This window comes from Streptomyces sp. NPDC007901, from assembly GCF_042959465.1.
In the GTDB taxonomy this organism is placed as follows: domain Bacteria; phylum Actinomycetota; class Actinomycetes; order Streptomycetales; family Streptomycetaceae; genus Streptomyces.
In genome coordinates, this window is the sequence record NZ_JBIBKW010000007.1 from 490,282 (window position 1) to 506,819 (window position 16,538).

A 16,538-nucleotide genomic window follows, 5' to 3' on the forward strand; every position below is an offset into this window, starting at 1 on the left:
GACCGGGGCGTCAGGCGTCCGTGCAGTCGTCCGCGCCCTTCGGGACCTTCACGCCGAGCAGCCGGGCCGCCTCGGCCGTGGTCGTCGCCGCCGAGGTCAGTTGCGGCCAGTGGGACTTCACGCGGGCGGCGATCTCGTCGTGCGGTTCCCGGAAGAGTTCGCGTACGACCTGGGTCTGCTGGGCGGTGACGCCCATGCTGCCGCCGTCCGGGGTGAGGACCGAGGCAGGGCCGGAGAGACTGTCGTCGATGCGGAGGTGGCGGAAGGTGTCCGCCGGGGTGGGGTCGGTGGCCAGGGCCAGCCACACCGTCGTCACCACCCGGGCGTCGCACATCCACTCCGCGTCGCGTTCGCTGCCCGCGACCAGGACCCGGGCGACGCCGACCGCGAACTCGGGGACCCGGTTGCCGCCCCACTGGGTGCCGACCGTGACGGTGTCGCGGGCCGAACTCGTCGGCAGCGTCGCGTCCGTGGTCAGGTCGGTGATCTCCTCGATGCGCTGGCGGACGGTCAGCCGTGTCGTCGCCGCGTCGCCGCCCGCCTCGGCCCGCACCCGGCGGACCGTGCCCGCCCAGTCGGCCGTCCAGCCCGTCCAGTCGGGGTACGCGCAGTAGCGGGAGCCGTCGCGCTCCACACAGGTCTGGAACTTCCCCGGGTGGTCCGCCTCGGCCTTGCGCTGGGCCTGGAGCGAGGCGGACGTGCCCGGGGTCTGGCCGTTCACGCCGAAGACCGTCGCGGCCAGGGCGACCGCGGCCACCGCCTGGAGCGTGCGCGTCCGGCCGCCGGCCACCAGTACCGCGACGCTCGCCGCCAGCACCGCCAGCCCCGCCAGGTACAGCGCGTGCCAGCCCGCCGGGCGGCCGAGCAGTTCGCCCGGGACCGGGGTGCCGCCGTTCTCCTGCACCGTCGGCCAGAGCCACTGAACCCCGTGCGCGCCGCCCGTGACACCGCCGAGGAGGGTGACGACGACGGCCAGGGCGACCACGAACAGCACCGGGGTCGCCGGGTACGGCAGGACACGGGCCAGCAGGACACCGACCGCCCCGGAGAGCAGGGCCGTCAGCGGGGCGACGGCGAGTTCGGCGAGCGAGCCGTGCCCGACCGCGCCCGGCCGCAGCGCCGCCCAGCCGAACTGGACGCCCACCACCAGGGCCACCCCGGCGGCGAACGGCACCACCGACAGGAGGTGCGCCAGCGTGCGCCGCGGCGGCGACATGACCAGCACCGAGAGCTGCTCCTCGACGCCGCGCCGCCGGTTCAGCAGGGCGGCCCGGTGCACGCACACCAGCAGAGCGACACAGAGCAGCATCGGACCGCCCTGGGTGGCCCGGTCGGCGTCGTGCAGGACCGGGTAGGCGTCCATGCCTTCGTCCCGGCCGACCAACTGGTAGCCGACGTAGGCGAGATAGAGCAGGCTGAGCAGCACCACCGGTATCTGCAAAGCAAGTTGGCGGGCCTCGAAGACCGCGAGGGCCAGCACGGACGCGGTACGGCGGCCGGAATCGGGCGCCACCGGCGTCTCCGGCGTCTCCGGCTTCACGAGTGTCGTCGTCATGCCGCCGCCACCTCCGTGGTCTCCTCGTCGAGGACCAGCAGGTAGCCGTCCTCCAGGGTCGGTTCGAGCAGGTCGGCGCCGGCCGGCGGGTCGCCGACGTTGCGGAAGGCGCCGGTGCCGGTGCGCCAGCCCGCCCGGGCGCCCGGGGCGCGTTCCGTACTGCTCCACACCCGGCCGTCCGCCTGTGCCGTCAGCTCGGCGGGGGTGCCCTCGAAGCGGACCCGGCCGCCCGCAAGGACGATCACGTGGTGGCAGAGCATCGCCACGTCCTCCGTCTGGTGGGTGGAGAGGAGAACCGTGCGGCCCTCCCCCGCCTGTGCGATCAACTCCCGGAACCGCATGCGCTGTTCGGGGTCAAGATGGACGGTCGGCTCATCCAGGACCAGGAAGCCGGGGTCGCCGACGAGGGCCGCCGCCAGGGCGACCCGCTGGCGCATCCCGCCGGACAGCCGCTTGATGCGCCGGCCGCGTACGTCCGCGAGCCCCACCAGGTCCAGGACCCGGCGTACCTCGCGGTGGCGTTCGGCGCGGCCGGTCAGCTCCTTGAGGACGGCCACGTAGTCGACGAACTCGAAGGCCGTGAAGTCCGGGTGGAAGCCGGGGGTCTGGGGCAGATAGCCGAGCGTGCGGCGGACGGCCAGCCGGCCGGCGGGGGCCGCGGGGTCCTCGCCGCGCACCGTGAAGCCGCCGGAGTCGGGCGGTACGGCCGTGGCCAGGACCTTCAGCAGGGTGGTCTTCCCGGCGCCGTTCGGGCCGAGCAGGCCCGTCACGCCGTCCGTCAGCCGCAGGGAGACGCCGTCCAGGGCCCGGGTGGAGCCGTAGCGCACGGTGAGACCGGCGGCGGAGACAGTGGTGGTCAACTCGATCTCCAGAAAAGGTCGGTGAAGGTCAGTAGGGCTTGGCGTCGAAGCGGTCACGGGCCTGGTGCAGCAGGAAGGTCGCCAGCGCGGCCAGTGCCGCGGCCACCGACTGCCCGGCCGCCGTGAAGGCCGCGGGGGTGTCGGCGGGGTGCATGGCGGCCACCGCCATCAGCAGCGTCCAGGCGCCGCCGACCAGCCCGGGGCCGAGCAGCGGGCCCAGCCGGGCGGAGAGCGCCAGCCCGGCCGCGGTGAGCGCGAGGGCCGGCAGCAGCCAGGCGAAGGAGAGCAGGCCGTAGCCCGGCAGGGCCAGCGCGGCCAGGGTGTTGAGGCCGAGGGAGGCGGTCAGCGCGGCCACCGTACGGATCATCAGCAGCCGGAAGCCGTGCGTCGGGGCGACCGCGGCGATCTCGTAGGTGGGATCGAGGGCCGGTCCGTACGACACCGCCACCGCGGCCAGCGGCAGCAGCGGGGCCAGGGCCAGGAACAGCGCCGGGGCGTCCACCACGCGGACCACGAGAACCATCGCCAGCAGCACGAACGCGACCGAGGCCAGCCAGGACCGGCGCAGCACCGGGGTGGCGGTGAGCAGCCGTGCGGTGTGCTCGGCGACACCGAGACGGGCCAGCGCGCGTTCCCCGAACCCGGGCCGTGGGGCATCCAGTTCGGCGTCCAGCCGCTCCCAGCCGGCGTCCAGCGCGACCGGGTCGGAGACGGCCGCGAGCACCGCCCGGCAGTCGGCGCAGGAGCCGACGTGGGTGTCGGCCGACCAGAGCAGCGGCGCCGCCAGCTCGCCGCGCGCGTACGCCCGTAGATCCTCCTCGGCGACGTGCCAGCCGCTCCTCGGAGCTTCGGTGTCCGTCATGCCAACTCCTCCCGCAGCTGCTTGCGCGCCCGCATCGCGCGTGTCTTGACCGTCCCCGGCGGGATGCCGAGCAGCACCGCCGCCTCCCGGGTGGTCAGCCCGTCGATCACCGTCGCCTGCAGCACCGCCCGCAGTTCGGGCGAGAGCCGGACCAGGGCCCCGGCGAGGTCCCCGTGCTCCACCCCCGCGAGCACGCGTTCCTCCGCCGAGGCCTCGTCCCGGTGCCGCAGCCGGGCCAGCGCCTGTCGCAGCCGGCCCCGGGCCCCGTCGCCGCGCAGCGCGTCGACGAGCCGCCGCGACCCGATCCGCCAGAGCCATCCGGCGGCGTCGGCGTCCTCGTGGTACCGGGCGGTTCCCCGCCACACCGCGAGGAACGTCTCCTGTACGACGTCGTCGACGACCGCGGGATCCGCGCACCGGCCGCGCAGCCGCGCGGTCAGCCACGGCGCGTACCGCCGGTACAGCTCCTCGAAGGCGCGCCGGTCCGCGTCCGCCGCGATGGCCCGCAGCAGCTCTCCGTCGCTTCTCGTTCCGCTCACGTCTCCTCATCGCACGAGCCCGGCCGATCGGTTCACGGATCCCGGGTTGACTTTCGGACGGCCCTTCCACCACCCTTTCACTACTCAATTAGTGAAAGGGTGGTTGTACGGGTGGTCGAGTACCGCATCGACCGGCGCTCCGGCGTCGCCACCTACGTCCAGATCGTCCAGCAGACCAAGCAGGCCCTGCGCCTGGGGCACCTGCGGCCCGGGGACAAGCTGCCCACCGCCCGTGAGGTGGTGGAGGCCACCGCCATCAACCCCAACACCGTCCTCAAGGCCTACCGGGAGCTGGAGCGCGAGGGCCTGGTCGAGGCCCGGCGCGGTCTCGGCACCTTCGTGAAGCGCTCGCTCGGCACCGCCCCGGCCGCCGAGTCGCCGCTCCCCGGCGAGCTGGACGCCTGGGCGGACCGGGCCCGCGCGGCCGGCCTGGACCGCGAGGACGTGGCCGCACTCTTCACCGCCGTACTCGAGAAGCACTTTCAGGGAGACAACTGATGACCGACACCGCGATAGCGGCGTCCGCGCTCGGCAAGCGGTTCGGCCGGCGCGGAGGCTGGGCGCTGCGCGACTGCGCCTTCCGGCTGCCCGCCGGGCGGGTGTGCGCCGTCGTCGGCCCCAACGGGGCGGGCAAGTCCACGCTCCTCGCCCTCGCCGCCGGTCTGCTGGGCGCCACCGAGGGCGAGCTCACCGTCCTCGGCACCACCCCGGCCGGGGCCCGCGCCCGGGTCGGCTACGTCGCCCAGGACAAGCCGCTGTACCCGCAGCTCACGGTCGCCGAGACGCTGCGGATGGGCGCCGACCTGAACCCCGGGCGCTGGGACGCGGCCGCCGCCGAACAGGTCGTGTCCGGCGGGGACCTGGACCCGAAGTCCCGGATCCGGGCCCTCTCCGGCGGCCAGCGCACCCGGGTCGCGCTCGCCCTCGCCCTCGGCAAGCGGCCCGAACTGCTGCTCCTGGACGAGCCGATGGCCGACCTGGACCCGCTGGCCCGGCACGAGCTGATGGGCACGCTGATGGTGCAGGCGGCCCAGCACGGCACCACCATCGCGATGTCCTCGCACGTGGTCGCCGAACTGGAGGAGTCCTGCGACCATCTGCTGCTGATCGGCGGCGGCCGGGTCCGGCTGGCCGGCGAGATCGACGAGCTGCTCGCCGCCCACACCCGGGTCGGCGCCGACGCCGACGCCGACCTCGCCCCGCACACCGTCGTGGAGTCCCGCGCCACCGGCCGTCAGCTCAGCGCCCTGATCCGCCCGGCGGGCCCGCTCCCCGGCGACTGGCACACCACCGCGCCCTCCCTGGAGGAACTGGTCCTCGCCCACCTCCGCAACCCCGCCGCCCCGGCCCTGAGCGCCGCCGAGGCCGCCGTATGACCACCGCGACCCCCACCGCACCGGCCGGCCGGCCGCGCCTGACCCGCGTACTGCTGCGCCTGCACCGACCGGCCCTGTACGCCTGGACGCTCCTCGTCCTCGCCACCGCGACCGTGCTGCTCCTCCTGCACGGGCCGCTGGTCGACGGCGCGGCCGAGGGCTGGCGCCAGTTCCGCGACTGCGAGTACGGCACGCACTGCGGCTACGACCAGAGCGCGATCCTGCGCTACAAGGACTGGTACGACTACGGCACCCTCGCCCTCGTCGCCGTGCCCTTCCTGGCGGCCGCCTGGGCGGGCGGCGCGCTCCTCGGCAAGGAGCTGGAGTCGGGCACGGCCCAGCTGGCCTGGGCCCAGTCGAGCACCCCGGTCCGCTGGCTGACCGTACGGCTGGCGGCCCCGGCGGCACTGGTCACCGTGGGCACCGGCCTGCTGGTCTGGCTGCACCACCTGGCCTGGGCCGCGGGCCGCGGCCGGATCGACAGCGCCAAGACCTGGTACGACATCTGGACCTTCCACACCAACGGCCCCACCCTCGTCGCCCTCGCCCTCACCGGACTCGCCGCGGGCGCGCTGGCCGGGCTGCTGCTGCGACGCACCCTGCCCGCACTGGGCCTGGGCCTGCTGCTGACCGCCGCGATCTGGGGGACGGTCCAGCTGCTGCTGCCCCGGCTGTGGCCGGCCGCCACCCGCTGGTGGTCGTACGCCACCGGGGCGCCGTCGGGGACCTGGGAGCTGGCGGAGGGCCGGAGTACGGACCGGACCCGGTACTATGTCACATACCACACATATGCCGACTACTGGCCGCTCCAGCTCACCACCACCGCCCTCCTCCTCGCCATAGCGGCCCTGCTGACCCTCGCCTGCTTCCTGACCCTGCGCCGCCTGACCGGAAAGGCGGCCGCCCGATGAGCGCCCTCACCGCGCCCCGGGGCGGGCTGCCGCGGACGGTGCTGCGACTGCACCGGCCCGCCCTGCTGACCTGGACCGTGTTCGTGGCGGCGCTGTGCGGCTGGCTGGTCCTGCTGACCGAGGTGGTCGCGGACCGGGCGCGCGCGGCGGAGGCCCGGGCCTGCGTCACGGACGTCTGCGGCCCGGTGTCCCTGTTCGACTCCTTCGACCTCCAGCTGTCCTGGGCCGGCACCCTGTCCTGCTACGGCTTCCTGGCCGTCGCCGCCTTCACGGGCGGCGCCCTGATCGGCCGTGAACTGGAGTCGGGCACCGCCGAGTTGGCGTGGACCCAGGGCGTCTCCCCGGCCCGCTGGCTGACCGCCAAGCTCGCGCTGCCCGCCCTGGCGGTCACCGCCGGCGGCACGGCCCTGACGCTGGTGTTCCGCCGGACCTGGGCCGCCGACCCGGACCTGGTCGGCGAGTACTGGTTCGACGCCTACGCGTTCGTGGCCCGCGGCCCGCTGGTGGTGGCGTACGGCCTCTGCGCGCTCGCCGTCGGCACCCTCACCGCACTGCTGCTGCGCCGCACCCTGCCCTCGCTCGCGGTCGCGACCGGCACGATGTGGCTGCTCAACGCCGTGCTGACGTACTACCGCGGACAGCTGTGGCCCACGCTGCACCGCACCGCGCCCCGCTCCTTCGACCTCCCCGACGGCGCCTGGGAGGTGACCGGGGGCCGGACCGCCCACGGCTACTTCGCCACCTACCACCCCGCCTCCCACTACTGGCCCCTCCACCTCACCGAGACCGCGATCGTCCTCACCGTCGCCGCCCTCGCCGTCCTCCTCTCCTTCCGTCTCCTCAAGCACCGCACGGAGTCCCCCGCATGACCGCGACCACCACCGCGCCACCGGCGGCCTCGGCCCGCCGCTCCCTGAGCCGGCTGCACCGCCCCGCCCTGCTCGTGTGGGCCGCGTTCGTGCTGCTGGTGACCGGCTGGCTGCTCTGGCTGCACCTCTCGGAGCTGCCGGCCGAGCGGGCCTGCCAGGGCTTCTCCTACTCCACCGAGGACAACCTCCCCAGCTGCGGCTACTCGGCGCTCACCGACGCCAACAACGTCTTCAACTTCCTCGGCGACGTCCTCACCTACTCCTGCGTCGCCGTCGCCGCCTGGGCGGGCGGTGCGCTGGTCGGCCGGGAGCTGGAGTCCGGCACCGCCAAGCTGGCCTGGACCCAGTCCGTCTCCCCGGCGCGCTGGCTGGCCGGGAAGCTGACCGCGGCCGCCCTGCCGCTGGCCGCCGGGGGCGGACTGCTGGCGCTGGTCTTCGGCTGGGTGTGGAGTGCCGACCGGGAGTCGCTGGTCAGCGACTGGACCTGGGACCGCGTCTTCATCCCGCACGGCCCGCTGCTGCCCGCCCTGCTGCTGCTCGGCCTCGCCGTCGGCGCCCTCGCCGGGATCGCCCTGCGCCGCACCCTGCCGGCGCTGGCCGTCGCCGCCGCCGCGACCCTCGTCGTACGGCTGTATCTGCGCGAGGCGTGGAAGCCGCTGCGCGGCCCGCTGCACGGCTTCTGGGCCGTTCATCTCAGCGCCACCGCGATGGTGCTCGTCCTTGCCGCGGCGGCCGTCGCCGGCGCGTTCTCCCTCTTGCGCCGGCAGGCCCGCTGAGGGACCGTCTGACCCGGGCGTCCCCCCGTCGGCGCAAGGACGGACGGGATCCGTGGGAAGGTCGTACAGGAACGTCGCTTTCGTGATCCCCAAGGCCGCCACGGGCTGATCACAGACGTCCGCGAGCCTCTCCCCGCTATCCCGCACGCCATGTCTTCGTAACCATTGGTTCAGACGGGCTTGCGACGCTCAGCCAATGAAGCCCGCCGTGCCAGAGCCTTCGCCTCCCCCTCAGGGGTTCGCGGGAAACGGGGTCGTCCAGCTCCCACCCGCGCGTTCCGACGCGCCTGTCACGCCCCGGGCGCGGAAGAATGGGGTCATGAGTCAGCAGAACACCCAGGCAGCCGAGGTTCAGCACGCCCAGCCCTCCGTGGGCTCCATAGCCGCGCACCGTCCGCACACGGTCGCCGCGGCGGTGTCCGACCTGGAACCCGACATCGATGCCGACCTCGACGCCTACGAGGAGTCGCAGGCCGACGGGGCCCAGCTGCCCCAGGGGCGCTTCCTCGACCGGGAGCGCAGCTGGCTCGCGTTCAACGAGCGGGTGCTGGAGCTCGCCGAGGACCCGAACACCCCCCTGCTGGAGCGGGCGAACTTCCTGGCGATCTTCGCGAGCAACCTCGACGAGTTCTTCATGGTCCGGGTGGCAGGGCTGAAGCGCCGTATCGCCACCGGTGTGGCCACGCGCTCCGCCTCCGGGCTGCAGCCGCGCGAGGTGCTGGAGATGATCTGGGCCCGCTCCCGTGAGCTGATGGCCCGGCACGCCGCCTGCTACCACGAGGACGTCGCCCCCGCGCTCGCGGAGGAGGGCGTCCACCTGGTCCGCTGGGCCGAGCTGACCGAGAAGGAACAGGCGCGGCTCTTCACCCTCTTCCGGCACCAGATCTTCCCGGTCCTGACCCCGCTGGCGGTCGACCCGGCGCACCCCTTCCCGTACATCTCGGGCCTCTCCCTGAACCTGGCCGTGGTCGTCCGCAACCCGGTCAGCGGCCACAAGCACTTCGCCCGGGTCAAGGTGCCGCCGTCGCTGTCCCGCTTCCTGGAGAGCTCCCCGGGCCGGTACGTCCCCATCGAGGACGTCATCGGCGCCCACCTGGAGGAGCTGTTCCCGGGCATGGAGGTCGTGGAGCACCACGCCTTCCGCCTCACCCGGAACGAGGACCTGGAGGTCGAGGAGGACGACGCGGAGAACCTGCTCAAGGCCCTGGAGAAGGAGCTCATGCGGCGCCGCTTCGGGCCGCCGGTGCGCCTGGAGGTCGAGGAGTCCATCGACCGCGAGGTCCTCGACCTGCTGGTCCGCGAGCTGAAGGTCTCCGAGGCCGAGGTCTACCCGCTGCCCGGCCCGCTCGACCTGACCGGCCTGTTCCGCATCGCCGGCCTGGACCGGCCGGAGCTGAAGTACCGCAAGTTCATCGCGGGCACCCACCGCGACCTCGCCGAGGTGGAGTCCGCCTCCGCGCCCGACATCTTCGCGGCCCTGCGCGAGCGTGACGTGCTGCTGCACCACCCGTACGACAGCTTCTCCACCTCGGTGCAGGCCTTCATCGAGCAGGCCGCCGAGGATCCGGACGTCCTCGCGATCAAGCAGACCCTGTACCGGACCTCCGGCGACTCCCCGATCGTCAACGCGCTCATCGACGCCGCCGAGGCCGGCAAGCAGGTCCTCGTCCTGGTCGAGATCAAGGCCCGCTTCGACGAGCACGCCAACATCAAGTGGGCCAAGCGCCTGGAAGAGGCCGGCTGCCACGTCGTCTACGGCCTGGTCGGCCTGAAGACCCACTGCAAGCTGTCCCTGGTGGTCCGCCAGGAGGGCGAGACACTCCGCCGCTACAGCCACGTCGGCACCGGCAACTACCACCCGAAGACCGCGCGCCTGTACGAGGACCTCGGTCTGCTCACCGCCGACCCGCAGGTGGGCGCCGACCTGTCCGACCTGTTCAACCGCCTCTCCGGCTACTCCCGCCGGGAGACGTACCGCCGCCTGCTGGTGGCCCCCAAGTCGCTGCGCGACGGACTGATCGCGCGGATCAACAAGGAAGTACAGCACCACAAGGCCGGACGCCCCGCGTTCGTCCGCATCAAGGTCAACTCGATGGTCGACGAGGCGATCATCGACGCGCTGTACCGCGCGTCCATGGCGGGCGTACCGGTCGACATCTGGGTGCGCGGCATCTGCGCCATCCGCCCGGGCGTCACCGGCCTGTCGGAGAACGTCCGGGTCCGCTCGGTCCTCGGCCGCTTCCTGGAACACTCCCGGGTCTTCGCCTTCGGCAACGGCGGCGAGCCCGAGGTGTGGATCGGCAGCGCCGACATGATGCACCGCAACCTCGACCGCCGGATAGAGGCGCTGGTCCGGGTCACCGACCCGGCCCACCGGGCCGCGCTCAACCGGTTCCTCGAAAACGGCATGTCCGACTCCACCTCCTCCTGGCACCTGGGCCCGGACGGCGAATGGACCCGGCACGCGACCGACGCCGACGGACAGCCCCTGCGCAACATCCAGGAGACGCTCATAGACGCCCGGAGGCGCCGGCGTGGCACAGCAACACCTTGAACCGACGGACCCGACGGCCCGGGACGTGACCGGGGACGCCCTCGCGGGCTACCTGCGCGCCCAGGCCACGGAGTTCCTCCGCGCGCTGCGCCTGCACCGGGAGACCGGGACGGCGAGCACGGCGGAGGAGTCCGTCGACGCGGCCCGCGCACTGCGCCGTTCGGCCCGGCGCATCAGCGGCAGCCTGCACACCTTCCGTCCCCTGCTGGAGACCGACTGGTCGGAGGAGATCCGCCCCGAACTGGCCTGGCTCTCCGGCACCTTGGGCCTCGAACACGCCTACGAGGCCCGGCTGGAGCGCCTGTTGCTGGCACTGCACCGCCTCTCCGGCTCCACGGCCCTGCCCAGCCAGGCCACTTCGGAGGGCGCGGCGGCCGAGCGCGGCAACCTCACGGTGGGCGCGGCCAAGGCAGGCGCCCTCCTGGACCGCCAGCTCACCCTGGCCCGCACCCGCGCCCACTCCACGGCCCTGCAGGCCCTCGGCTCCTCCCGCTTCCACGCGGTCGCCGACAAGGTCGCGGTGCTGGCCAGCGAGGTCCCGCTGACGGCGGCGGCCCCCGGCACCGACCTGCGCCCGTCGGCCGCTGCGGCCGAGGAGCGCCTCACCGACGCCATCGCGGCCCTCCCCCTGGTCACCGCGGGCCACCCCTACAACGCCGAGGCCCTGGTCCACGGCCTCTCCCCGGACCCCTCCCCGCATCCCCAGGACGGCCCCTGGCACCAGGTCCGCCTGCTGCTGCGGCTGCACCGCTACGCCCGCGAGGTGCTGCTGGCCGGCGAGGACGCCCCCGTGGACGTACGGCTGCTCGCGGCCGGCCAGTCCCTGAACCGGCACCGCGACGCCTCCGAGGCGGCGGCCGCCGCCGCGTCCGCGGCCCGCACCCCCCGCATCGCCCCGGCGACCGCCTACGCCCTCGGCGTCCTCCACGCCGACCAGCGGCACGAGGTCGAGGCGGCCCGCTTCGCCTTCCAGCAGGCCTGGCAGAAGCAGCCGCTGGAGGCCGTGTGAACGACACCCCGGTACTGGCGGCGGGCTGCGTCCTGTGGCGCCGCTCACCGGTCGACGGCAACCTCGAGGTCTGCCTCGTCCACCGTCCCAAGTACGACGACTGGTCCCACCCGAAGGGCAAACTCAAGCGCGACGAGGACGCGGTGACCGGCGCCCTGCGCGAGGTCCACGAGGAGACCGGCTGCACCGCCCTCCTCGGCAACGAGCTCTCCACCGCCCTCTACTACGCCAACGGCCGCCCCAAAGAAGTCCGTTACTGGGCCGCCGAGGCAACAGAGGGCCACTTCACCCCGAACCACGAGGTCGACAGGATCCTGTGGCTCCGCCCGGCGGAGGCCCGGCAGCGCCTGACCCAGCCGAGAGACGCCGAGTTGGTGGACGAGCTGCTGACGTCCCTGCACAACGCTCCATGAGGACTGCCTTCTGAGGGACGCAGGGCCGTAGCGCCCCGTCAGGGGCGCGGGACTGTATCGATCTGCGGCTACCGCCGCGCGGGCGCGACCCACGGCACACCACAACCGGCGCGGGGCTGCATCTGATATGCGGCTACCGCCGCGTGGGGCGCGACGAGCCCCCACCGGGCCCGCACCCACCCACCGGCCGACCGGACTCAGCCTCCGGTCACATGCCCCTCCGCATCCGTACGCGCCAGGCTTCTCGCCCGCCGTGCCGGCCCCCGCCACCCGCACGTGCACCGGGCGAAACAGAACCGCCCCTGCTCCACCGTTCCCGCGTTGTGTTCCGCCCCCTGCAGGGCCCGCTCGGGACCGTCCTCCTGCGCCACGCTGACAACGTTACCGACCCGCGGTAAAGGGCCGGTATGCGTGACGGCCCCACCCACCCCTCGTTAAGCGGAACGACAGGGGGCCCGTGACGGACGTACCGGGGGTAGGCAGGCGATGGATCGGCGGCAGCACAGGCGCGCTGGAAAGACGGCCGTCACCGTGGGACTCGTGATCGGACTCGGCGCGGGCGCCACCGGCTGCGGCGGCGCCACGGCGGAGGGCGCCGGCGGCGACCCCGGCGACCAGACGGTCACCCTCCTGACGCGTGCGGCGGACACCCTGCGGAGCACCCGCACCTCCAAGGCGACCACCTCGATGGAGATGGCCACCGGCGGCACCCGGGTCACCATCCGCGGCAAGGGCGTCTACGACTACGACAAGCAGCTCGGCAAGCTCACGGTCGTGCTCCCGCAGGACCCCGCCGGCACCCCCGAGCACCGCCCGATCACCGAACTCCTCGCGCCGGGCGCGCTGTTCATGAAGAACCGGGGCGCCGGGGTGCCCGCCGACAAATGGGTCCGCGTGGACACCGCCGCCCTCTCCGACGGCAACCTGGTCACCGGCGGCGCCACCGACCCGTACGCGGCGGCCGAACTGCTGCGCGGCACCCGCACGGCGACCTACGTGGGGAGGACCGAGCTCGCCGGCACCGAGGTCCGGCACTACCGGGGCACCGCCGACCTCGCGGCCGCCGCCCGCTCGGCCTCCGCCGGCCACCGGGCCTCGCTGGCCGCCGCGGCGAAAGGGTTCGCCACGGCCGAGGTCCCGTTCGACGCCTACCTCGACGACCAGGGCCGTATCCGCAAGCTGCGCGAGCGGTTCAGCTTCGTCAACGACAGCCGGCAGGGCACCGTGGCGGTCGCGTCGACGACCCTGCTGTACGACTTCGGCACTCCCGTGGCCGTAGAGTTGCCGCGTCCCCAGGACATCTACGCGGGCCGGATCGCCGAAAACCAGCCAGCGCACTAGTCCGGGACCGGCTCTGTACAACCTGTGAACTAGCCCGTCCGTGCCATGCGCGTTGTGTAGACCGCTGCCTACTCTAGGAAGTCGGTGACGGCAGAGAAGAGGTGATGCGCGTGGCTCCGGTCGGCGGTACGGCAGTTCAGGACCACGTGGCCCTCGCCGAGATCGAGCTGTGCGGAGAACTGATCATCGCGGCCTCGGCCGCCGAGGACCGGCTCAGCCTGGAGAGCATCGACGAGGTGCTGAGAGTGGCGGAGGAGCGCGAGGCGGGATAGGCCTCAGGTCCGCAGCAGGCGGCCGATCGCCTTCGTGGCCTCTTCCACCTTCGCGTCGATCTCGTCCCCGCCCTTGACGGCCGCGTCGGCGACGCAGTGCCGAAGGTGCTCCTCCAGGAGCTGCAGGGCGAAGGACTGCAGGGCCTTGGTGGAGGCGGAGACCTGGGTGAGTATGTCGATGCAGTAGGTGTCCTCGTCCACCATGCGCTGCAGACCGCGGATCTGGCCCTCGATCCGGCGCAGTCGCTTGAGGTGCTCGTCCTTCTGCTTGTGGTAGCCGTGCGTGGTCGCCGGCGCTCCGTTTCCGGAGGGCGTGGTGGCGTCGGCCTCGGTGGTCGTCATCGCGTCCTCCGTATCGTCGAGACATATACCCCTGGTGGGTATATGGTAACGAACTTTGCTGGGTATAGGGCCCTCGGGACGCCCCCGTGCTGATCAACTTGCCCGATGGGCGAAACTGGAGGGCGGCCCATTAGCCGTGGCCGGATGATGCGCTTAGCATCAGCCTGACCGAAACCCATGCATACCGAGGACCCCAAGTGCGCTTTCGTCTGACCCCCAGGGAGACGAGCTTCTACGACATGTTCGCCGCTTCCGCGGACAACATCGTCACGGGCTCGAAACTCCTGATGGAACTGCTCGGGGCGGACGCGTCTGCCCGGGCCGAGATCGCAGAGCGTATGCGGGCAGCGGAACACGCGGGTGACGACGCCACGCACGCGATCTTCCACCAGCTGAACTCCTCGTTCATCACGCCGTTCGACCGCGAGGACATCTACTCCCTCGCGTCCTCCCTCGACGACATCATGGACTTCATGGAGGAGGCCGTCGACCTGGTCGTCCTCTACAACGTCGAGGAACTGCCGAAGGGCGTCGAACAGCAGATCGAGGTGCTGGCCCGCGCCGCGGACCTGACGGCCGAGGCGATGCCCAACCTGCGCACGATGGACAACCTCACCGAGTACTGGATCGAGGTCAACCGGCTGGAGAACCAGGCCGACCAGATCCACCGCAAGCTTCTCGCCCACCTCTTCAACGGCAAGTACGACGCGATCGAGGTGCTGAAGCTCAAGCAGATCGTGGACGTCCTGGAAGAGGCGGCGGACGCGTTCGAGCACGTGGCGAACACGGTGGAGACCATCGCCGTCAAGGAGTCCTGAGCCGTCGATGGACACCTTCGCGCTCGTCGTGACCATCCTGGTCGCGCTCTTCTTCACGTATACGAACGGTTTCCACGACTCCGCGAACGCGATCGCCACCTCGGTCTCGACGCGCGCGCTGACCCCGCGGGCGGCGCTCGCCATGGCCGCGGTGATGAACCTGGCCGGCGCGTTCTTCGGCACCGGGGTCGCCAAGACCGTCAGCGAGGGCCTGATCGAGACGCCCGAGGGCTCCAAGGGCCTGGGCATCCTCTTCGCGGCGCTGGTCGGAGCGATCGTCTGGAACCTCGTCACCTGGTACTTCGGCCTGCCCTCGTCCTCCTCCCACGCGCTGTTCGGCGGCCTGGTCGGCGCCGCCCTGGCCGGTGGCACGGAGGTCATCTGGCACGGTGTCGTCGACAAGGTCATCATCCCGATGTTCCTGTCGCCGGTGGTCGGTCTGGTCCTCGGCTACCTGGTCATGACGGCCATCATGTGGATCTTCCGCCGCTCCAACCCGCACAAGGCGAAGCGCGGCTTCCGGATCGCCCAGACCGTCTCCGCGGCCGGCATGGCCCTCGGCCACGGTCTCCAGGACGCCCAGAAGACGATGGGTGTGGTCGTCATGGCACTGGTGATTTCCGGCCATGAGACCTACGGCGACCCGATCCCGGTCTGGGTCAAGATCATCTGTGCCGTGATGCTCTCCCTCGGCACCTACGCGGGCGGCTGGCGCATCATGCGCACCCTCGGCCGCAAGATCATCGAACTGGACCCCCCGCAGGGCTTCGCGGCCGAGGCGACCGGTGCGTCGATCATGTTCACCACGGCGTACCTCTTCAAGGCACCGGTCTCCACGACCCACGTCATCACCTCGGCCATCATGGGCGTCGGCGCGACGAAGCGCGTGAACGCGGTCCGCTGGGGCGTGGCCAAGAACATCGTCATGGGCTGGTTCATCACGATGCCCGCGGCGGCCCTGGTGGCAGCAGCGGCCTTCGGAATCGTGGACCTGGCGTTCCTCTAGAGGCCGAGGACAGCGGCGCCCGTCAGGGGCGCTGGGGGTACCCCCGGCCGAAGGCTGGGGGAAGAACTGCGCGACCAGCCCCCACACACCCGCAGCCGCCGCCGGACCGCGCCACCCGCCCCCTGCGGCGGCACCCCCGCCCGCTGAGGGCAAAAGGACGGGCCCGCCCCCGGGAGCCAGGGGCGGGCCCTTTTGCATCCTCGCGGTGGCACCGCCATGCAGCACCGCGAGGGGTTCGGTGCCGGCCTAGCCGAAGCGGCCGGAGATGTAGTCCTCGGTCGCCTGGACCGACGGGTTGGAGAAGATGCGCTCCGTGTCGTCGATCTCGATCAGCCGGCCGGGCTGGCCGACGGCGGCGAGGTTGAAGAACGCCGTGCGGTCGGAGACACGCGCCGCCTGCTGCATGTTGTGCGTCACGATGACGATCGTGAAGCGCTCCTTCAGCTCACCGATCAGGTCCTCGATGGCGAGGGTGGAGATCGGGTCGAGGGCGGAGCAGGGCTCGTCCATGAGCAGCACCTTCGGCTCGACCGCGATGGCGCGGGCGATGCACAGACGCTGCTGCTGGCCACCGGACAGACCGGAGCCCGGCTTGTTCAGGCGGTCCTTGACCTCGTTCCAGAGGTTCGCGCCCTTGAGCGACTTCTCGACGATCTCGGTGAGTTCGCTCTTCTTGTAGTTGCCGTTCAGCTTCAGGCCCGCGGCCACGTTGTCGAAGATCGACATCGTGGGGAAGGGGTTCGGACGCTGGAACACCATGCCGATCTCGCGGCGCACCGCCACCGGGTCGATGTTGGCGCCGTAGAGGTTCTCGTCGTCGAGGAGGACCTTGCCCTCGACACGGCCGCCGGAGGTGACCTCGTGCATACGGTTCAGCGTGCGCAGGAACGTCGACTTGCCGCAGCCGGAGGGGCCGATGAACGCCGTGACGGTGCGCGGCTCGATGTTCATCGAGATGTCTTCGATGGCCTTGTGGGATCCGTAGAAGGCGGAGAGCCCGCTTACGTCGATTCGCTTGGACATTACTTCTTCACT

At 72.2% G+C, this 16,538-nt stretch carries 18 protein-coding genes; 12 read left to right on the forward strand and 6 right to left on the reverse strand.

Translation table 11 applies throughout. The annotated features are described in order from the left end of the window. Positions 1 to 10 precede the first annotated feature (10 nt). From ACFZDK_RS25330 to ACFZDK_RS25345, 4 genes are read right to left on the reverse strand one after another with little or no spacing between them, the layout of a single operon-like run. Positions 11 to 1,555 (reverse strand): ABC transporter permease, encoded by a 1,545-nt coding sequence (locus tag ACFZDK_RS25330; RefSeq protein ID WP_390975843.1) that lies wholly within the window; start codon positions 1,553 to 1,555, stop codon positions 11 to 13. Next, the gene (locus tag ACFZDK_RS25335) at positions 1,552 to 2,415 is read right to left on the reverse strand and encodes an ATP-binding cassette domain-containing protein (protein WP_390975844.1); all 864 of its coding nucleotides are present in this window, start codon (positions 2,413 to 2,415) and stop codon (positions 1,552 to 1,554) included. The genes ACFZDK_RS25330 and ACFZDK_RS25335 overlap by 4 nt, the downstream gene beginning before the upstream one ends. 28 nt (positions 2,416 to 2,443) lie before the next feature. Then, positions 2,444 to 3,277 carry a zf-HC2 domain-containing protein gene (locus ACFZDK_RS25340; protein WP_390975845.1) on the reverse strand — a complete coding sequence of 278 codons (834 nt, stop codon included), beginning with the start codon at positions 3,275 to 3,277 and terminating at the stop codon, positions 2,444 to 2,446. Continuing rightward, the gene (locus ACFZDK_RS25345; protein ID WP_355724359.1) at positions 3,274 to 3,816 is read right to left on the reverse strand and encodes an RNA polymerase sigma factor; all 543 of its coding nucleotides are present in this window, start codon (positions 3,814 to 3,816) and stop codon (positions 3,274 to 3,276) included. The genes ACFZDK_RS25340 and ACFZDK_RS25345 overlap by 4 nt, the downstream gene beginning before the upstream one ends. Before the next feature lie 111 nt (positions 3,817 to 3,927). Here ACFZDK_RS25345 and ACFZDK_RS25350 point away from each other — a divergent pair, with 111 nt between their 5' ends. The 10 genes from ACFZDK_RS25350 to ACFZDK_RS25395 all read left to right on the forward strand — a co-directional run bounded on the left by ACFZDK_RS25350 (position 3,928) and on the right by ACFZDK_RS25395 (position 13,337). Then, positions 3,928 to 4,314: a GntR family transcriptional regulator gene (locus tag ACFZDK_RS25350; RefSeq protein ID WP_359207851.1), complete on the forward strand. Its 387-nt coding sequence runs from the start codon at positions 3,928 to 3,930 to the stop codon at positions 4,312 to 4,314. Further along, the gene (locus ACFZDK_RS25355; RefSeq protein WP_390975846.1) at positions 4,314 to 5,192 is read left to right on the forward strand and encodes an ATP-binding cassette domain-containing protein; all 879 of its coding nucleotides are present in this window, start codon (positions 4,314 to 4,316) and stop codon (positions 5,190 to 5,192) included. Before ACFZDK_RS25350 ends, ACFZDK_RS25355 begins: the two co-directional genes overlap by 1 nt. Beyond that, a complete protein-coding gene (locus ACFZDK_RS25360; protein ID WP_390975847.1) occupies positions 5,189 to 6,103 on the forward strand; it encodes an ABC transporter permease in 915 nt (304 codons plus the stop codon). Before ACFZDK_RS25355 ends, ACFZDK_RS25360 begins: the two co-directional genes overlap by 4 nt. Next, complete coding sequence (locus ACFZDK_RS25365) at positions 6,100 to 6,972, forward strand: hypothetical protein (RefSeq protein ID WP_390975848.1); 873 nt, start codon at positions 6,100 to 6,102, stop codon at positions 6,970 to 6,972. The genes ACFZDK_RS25360 and ACFZDK_RS25365 overlap by 4 nt, the downstream gene beginning before the upstream one ends. Further along, positions 6,969 to 7,748 carry a hypothetical protein gene (locus tag ACFZDK_RS25370; protein WP_390975849.1) on the forward strand — a complete coding sequence of 260 codons (780 nt, stop codon included), beginning with the start codon at positions 6,969 to 6,971 and terminating at the stop codon, positions 7,746 to 7,748. The genes ACFZDK_RS25365 and ACFZDK_RS25370 overlap by 4 nt, the downstream gene beginning before the upstream one ends. Before the next feature lie 196 nt (positions 7,749 to 7,944). Further along, complete coding sequence (locus tag ACFZDK_RS25375) at positions 7,945 to 10,302, forward strand: RNA degradosome polyphosphate kinase (protein WP_390975850.1); 2,358 nt, start codon at positions 7,945 to 7,947, stop codon at positions 10,300 to 10,302. Then, complete coding sequence (locus ACFZDK_RS25380; protein WP_390975852.1) at positions 10,283 to 11,311, forward strand: CHAD domain-containing protein; 1,029 nt, start codon at positions 10,283 to 10,285, stop codon at positions 11,309 to 11,311. The genes ACFZDK_RS25375 and ACFZDK_RS25380 overlap by 20 nt, the downstream gene beginning before the upstream one ends. Then, positions 11,308 to 11,724, forward strand: coding sequence for an NUDIX domain-containing protein (locus ACFZDK_RS25385; protein WP_390975853.1), 417 nt, complete (start codon positions 11,308 to 11,310; stop codon positions 11,722 to 11,724). The genes ACFZDK_RS25380 and ACFZDK_RS25385 overlap by 4 nt, the downstream gene beginning before the upstream one ends. A 486-nt stretch (positions 11,725 to 12,210) precedes the next feature. Continuing rightward, complete coding sequence (locus ACFZDK_RS25390; protein ID WP_390975854.1) at positions 12,211 to 13,065, forward strand: hypothetical protein; 855 nt, start codon at positions 12,211 to 12,213, stop codon at positions 13,063 to 13,065. 104 nt (positions 13,066 to 13,169) lie between these two features. Beyond that, positions 13,170 to 13,337, forward strand: coding sequence for a hypothetical protein (locus ACFZDK_RS25395; RefSeq protein ID WP_390975855.1), 168 nt, complete (start codon positions 13,170 to 13,172; stop codon positions 13,335 to 13,337). Between the two features lie 3 nt (positions 13,338 to 13,340). Here ACFZDK_RS25395 and ACFZDK_RS25400 read toward each other — a convergent pair whose 3' ends face one another. After that, positions 13,341 to 13,679, reverse strand: a complete 339-nt coding sequence (locus tag ACFZDK_RS25400) for a metal-sensitive transcriptional regulator (RefSeq protein WP_365695108.1) — start codon at positions 13,677 to 13,679, stop codon at positions 13,341 to 13,343. Between the two features lie 197 nt (positions 13,680 to 13,876). Between ACFZDK_RS25400 and ACFZDK_RS25405 the strand changes: the two genes are divergently transcribed. Together ACFZDK_RS25405 and ACFZDK_RS25410 are read left to right on the forward strand one after the other, a co-directional pair. Next, a complete protein-coding gene (locus ACFZDK_RS25405) occupies positions 13,877 to 14,497 on the forward strand; it encodes a DUF47 domain-containing protein (protein ID WP_123975966.1) in 621 nt (206 codons plus the stop codon). A gap of 7 nt (positions 14,498 to 14,504) precedes the next feature. Continuing rightward, positions 14,505 to 15,503, forward strand: coding sequence for an inorganic phosphate transporter (locus ACFZDK_RS25410; protein ID WP_390975856.1), 999 nt, complete (start codon positions 14,505 to 14,507; stop codon positions 15,501 to 15,503). 246 nt (positions 15,504 to 15,749) lie between these two features. On the opposite strand, the gene pstB is transcribed toward ACFZDK_RS25410, so the two are convergent. Then, positions 15,750 to 16,526: a phosphate ABC transporter ATP-binding protein PstB gene (gene pstB, locus ACFZDK_RS25415; RefSeq protein ID WP_390975857.1), complete on the reverse strand. Its 777-nt coding sequence runs from the start codon at positions 16,524 to 16,526 to the stop codon at positions 15,750 to 15,752. Positions 16,527 to 16,538: the final 12 nt, after the last annotated feature.